Annotated in this window: 4 protein-coding genes; all 4 read left to right on the plus strand. The window is 69.1% G+C overall.

Annotation, left to right across the window (positions count from 1 at the left end; genetic code table 11):
- Positions 1–85: 85 nt before the first annotated feature.
- Positions 86–358 carry a hypothetical protein gene (locus tag VFM98_RS22135; protein WP_325112054.1) on the plus strand — a complete coding sequence of 91 codons (273 nt, stop codon included), beginning with the start codon at positions 86–88 and terminating at the stop codon, positions 356–358.
- A gap of 167 nt (positions 359–525) precedes the next feature.
- Entirely contained in the window at positions 526–915 is a 390-nt protein-coding gene (locus VFM98_RS22140; protein WP_325112055.1) for a response regulator transcription factor, read from the plus strand.
- A 28-nt stretch (positions 916–943) separates the two neighbouring features.
- Positions 944–1,732, plus strand: a complete 789-nt coding sequence (gene fnr / locus VFM98_RS22145) for a fumarate/nitrate reduction transcriptional regulator Fnr (RefSeq protein WP_325112056.1) — start codon at positions 944–946, stop codon at positions 1,730–1,732.
- A 166-nt stretch (positions 1,733–1,898) separates the two neighbouring features.
- Positions 1,899–2,732: Bug family tripartite tricarboxylate transporter substrate binding protein (locus VFM98_RS22150; protein ID WP_325112057.1), on the plus strand; the 834-nt coding region annotated here is incomplete at its 3' end.

The raw sequence follows: 2,732 nt of genomic DNA on the forward strand, positions 1-2,732 counted from the left end.
CTGGTTCGGCGCGGGGGAGGGCACCTACCTGCATGTCAGTCGCCGTCCTACTTTTTCCGCACGGCTGCGTTTCCACACTCGCGCAATGCCCAACGACCACGCCCCCCTCTCGCCCCTCTCCTGCGGCACGGACGAAGCGGATGAGTCCGGCTCGCAGTTCGAAATCGGCGTCTGCGACGAGCGCTTCAACGTCTACGCCCGCATCGTCATGCGCGACGCCGACGGGGCGCGCCGCCTGGAGAGCGACCTGGCCGGCATGGGCTACGAGCCGGTCACCCAGGGCAGCGGCGCCCGCCAGCGCGGCTGCGACCTGCTGATGGTCCGGCGGGCGGTGCTGGCGGGGATGTCGCTGCGCTGAAAAACGGCGCCGGGCGGCCGCGAAACGCGCGCGGCGGCCCGCCACCCGGCCTAGGAAAAGTCCGAGCGTGCCTCGGCCCCGACCCCTGCCGCGATTCAGACGCGGACTAGGGTCCCATTCAGTCGCCGCCGATGGGCGGAAATGCGGGTGACACGCATCATTGCTGCATGTCCACCAGCAATGCTTCCCTGAAGGTCTTCCTCGCCGAGGACTCCGCGCCGATCCGCGAACGGCTGCACGGCGTGTTCGAGCGCGCCTGCATGGACGTGATCGGCGAAGCCGGCACCCCCGGCCACGCGATCGACGGGATCCTGGCCCTGCACCCCGACGTGGTCGTCCTCGACGTCCAGCTCGAGGGCGGCTCCGGCCTCGAGGTGCTGAAGGCCGTCCGCTCCGCGGACCCGAGGGTGGCCTTCGTCGTCTTCAGCAACAACGCCACCGGCGTCTACCGCCGCCGCTACCTGCAGGAAGGCGCTGCCGGCTTCCTGGACAAGAGCACCGAATTCGACCAGTTGCCCCAGGCCGTCGCCAACGCCGGCGAACGCACCGTCCACTGAACCAGAACCGCCGCAGGAAAGAGAAACCATGAACGCCGCCATGCACACCGCCCCCGCCGTCCCGGTCCACATCGTTCCGCGCACGGGCGCCCAGCGCCCCACGGCCCCCGCCGCGCTCACGACGCTATGCTCCACCTGCCACCTGAAGGACCTGTGCCTGCCCTGCGGCCTGACCGGCAGCTCCGTCGAGCGGCTGGACCACCTGAAGTTCGCGCGCCGCCGCATCAAGGAAGGCGAGGCGCTGTACCACGAGGGCGACAAGTTCCAGTTCATCTACGCGGTGCGCAGCGGCACGTTCAAGTCGATGCTGAACCTGAAGGACGGCCGCGAGCAGGTCACCGGCTTCCAGATGGCCGGCGAGCTGCTGGGCCTGGACGGCCTCGCCTCCGGCAAGCACGCCAGCAGCGCCATCGCGCTGGAAGACACCGAGATCTGCGCCATCCCCTATGCCCACCTCACCGAGCTGGCCGCGGTGAGCCCCGACCTGCACATCGCGATGTCGCGCATGATGAGCCGCGAGATCGTGCGCGAGCACAGCCTGATGATGCTCCTGGGCAGCATGAACGCCGAACAGCGCCTGGCCGCCTTCCTGCTCAATGTCAGCCAGCGCATGAAGGCGCGCGGCTGGTCCGCCACCGAGTTCCACCTGCGCATGATGCGGGTGGACATCGGCAGCTACCTGGGCATGAAGCTCGAGACGGTGAGCCGCACCTTCACCTCCTTCCAGCAGCAGGGCCTGCTGAAGGTGGACAAGAAGCACGTGAAGATCCTGGACCTCGAGGCGCTGCAACGCATCTTCGACGGCCCGATGCAATAAGGCATCGACCCATCGTCCCATCGTCCGCTCGTACGGGCGGACGCCGCACCAAAGTTCCCTGGTGCACGGAACCTTGGTTGGAATTTGGGAGGATCCCCCCCGTTTCCCGCAGACAGTGCCCGGCCGTCCCGCTAGATTCGCCCCCATCGACAGGGAGAAGTACGCGATGAAGTGGACGATGTGGATGCTGGCGCTGGCCTTCGGCCTCTGCGCGATGCTGGCGTACGCACAGGATTTCCCCCGCCAGCCGCTGCGCATCATCGTTCCGTTCGCGCAGGGGACGGTCGCCGACATGATCGGCCGCCTGGTCGCCGAGGAACTGAAGATCAGCCTCGGCCAGCCGGTGATCGTCGAAAACCGCGTCGGCGTCAGCGGCCTCGTCGGCGTGGGCAGCCTGGCGCACGCGCCGGACGACGGCCACACCATCGGCATCGGCAACGAGGCGACGCACGTCACCGTGCCCTTGGTGCGCAAGAAGGTCGCCTACGACCCGGTGAAGGACTTCACCCCCCTCGCCGTGGCCGTGCGCACGCCCATGGCGATTGCGGTGAACCCGAAGCTGCTGCCGGTGCGGGACGTGGCGGGTCTGCTCGAGGCCGGCCGCGCGACGGCCGGCGGCATCGCCTTCGGCACCATGGGCGAAGGTTCGCCGCAGCAGTTGATCGGCGAGTTGCTGAACCAGCGCGCCGGCACGCATTTCATCCACGTGCCGTGCGCCAGCTCGCCCGAGGCGGTGCAGGACGCCATCGCCGGCAAGCGGCCGATGGTGATCAGCACGCTCGCCACGCTGCTACCGCACCAGGACAAGCTGCGCATCGTCGCCATCGCCGACCCGGCGCGCCTGCCGGCGCTGCCCGCCCTGCCCACGATCGCCGAGACGGTGCCCGGCGTCGTGCTCACCGGCTGGTCGGGTTTCTTCGCACCGGCCAAGGTGCCCCCCGCGGTGGCCGGCAAGCTGAGCAAGGCCTTGGCGGCGGCGTTGCACAAGCCCGCGGTCGCG

It is taken from the genome of Ramlibacter sp., from assembly GCF_035706265.1.
GTDB lineage: Bacteria > Pseudomonadota > Gammaproteobacteria > Burkholderiales > Burkholderiaceae_C > Ramlibacter.